2 protein-coding genes are annotated in these 1532 nt (G+C 65.2%); one reads left to right on the forward strand and one right to left on the reverse strand.

Annotated elements, in window-relative coordinates; all coding sequences use genetic code 11:
• A partial coding sequence (locus tag AC2VOP_RS20545; protein WP_486951945.1) for an alpha/beta-hydrolase family protein occupies positions 1 to 152 on the forward strand: 152 nt, incomplete at its 5' end.
• 67 nt (positions 153 to 219) lie between these two features.
• On the opposite strand, the gene AC2VOP_RS20550 is transcribed toward AC2VOP_RS20545, so the two are convergent.
• Complete coding sequence (locus tag AC2VOP_RS20550) at positions 220 to 1086, reverse strand: class II glutamine amidotransferase (RefSeq protein WP_486962682.1); 867 nt, start codon at positions 1084 to 1086, stop codon at positions 220 to 222.
• Positions 1087 to 1532 lie beyond the last annotated feature (446 nt).

Genomic DNA, 1532 nt, shown 5'->3' on the forward strand with positions numbered 1-1532 from the left:
TGGCGGTCGCCGTCGACGTGCCGTCCGGGCACGGCCATCACTACGTCAAAGACGTGGCCAACGCCTGGGCGGCGGTGCTGCAGCCGAAGGGCTGGACCGCGGAGAAGACCGCGAGGCTGCGCCCGCTGCTGCACTCCGACGAGAATGCCTGACAACCGGGGCCGGCAAGCACGCCGGCTGCTGCCAGTGCAGCCGAGGCCAGGTCCGACAGGTAGCCGTTCACACCATCGGGTGCTGGGCTGCCGCGGCTGTCGAACTCAGGTTCTCGTGGCGCAGTTGATGCGTGGGTGGGTCCGGGAACACCACATCACGGGTGATGTGCAACCCGGCGTCGACGTGGATCAACTCGCCCGGCGCGATTAGCTGCCAGCGCGAGTCGTCGTCCATCGGCTCGCTGGCGAACACCACCGCCGATCGCCCCGCCAGTTGCTCGGCGTGTGCCCGAATTCGCTTGCTGCGCAACGCCAGCCCTGCCGGCAGTGCACCATCGCGGCGGTCGAGCATATACAGTTCGTTGGGCTCCGGGTAGCGCAGTGCCCATATGTCGGTGGCCGTGCTCAACAACACGTTGACCGCAAAGATCGGCACGTTGGCGGCCAGCCATCGCACCGCGTCGACCAGGCCGGCCGTCACATCGCCGTCGCGCGCCCGGATCGCAGCAGTGATTAGTGCGAATACCCGCTCGGAATCGGTCTGGCCCAACACCAGGCCGGCCGTGCCGACCTGGTGCAGCCGTTCGTCGAGCAGGTCCAGACCCGCCACCACACCGTTGTGGGCGAAGATCCGGCCATCCTGGCAGAAGGGGTGGGTGTTGAGCACGCCGAGTGAGCCGGTGGTCGCATACCGCACATGCGCGACGAACGTGGTGCCCGTCATCTCCTGCGCCTCGACGGCGAAGTCGGTGTCCTGCCACGCTGCGATGGGCTGCTTGCGCAGCTCCGGTTGCCCGTCTGCGTCGAACACGCCCAGGCCGGTGCCGTCGGGGTTTCTCCGGCTCTGCGCGGCCAGGCTGTCCGCGGCGTCCAACAGCCAGAACGTGGCCTTGACCACATTCGTCCCGGCGTGCAGGGCGAAGAGTCGGCACATCCGGGTCAGGCTACCAGCGCCGAGCGGGAATCACCGCGACCAGATGGATGCCAGCGGGATGCCAGCCATGGTGGCTTGTACGGTAAGCCGGTTAGGAAATACCGCCGGGAGGCGCAAGATTCGCCGCACTGCGGGCCGCACGAAATTCTGACGTTAATACTGCGCGACGCCGCCGTTACGGCATAATTACCACAACATTCGCAGCTGACCGTGCGTGCTACTGACGTGTTAACAGTCAGCGGTGGCCGTTAAAAGACCGTTACGCCACCGTTTTCGCGAAGAAGTATCTGGAAAGCTCTTGGGCGTGCAGCGTGGCTGCCGTTATTCGAATGGTCGTGTCTTTAATGAGGAGATTCTCAATGAAGTTGTCAAGCCGCCGCGGCGTTAGGTGTGGTGGGTTGATAGGCCTGGTGGTCGCGCAGCATGGCCCACAGGACGTTGAGACG

Source organism: Mycobacterium sp. TH-M106, assembly GCF_057473765.1.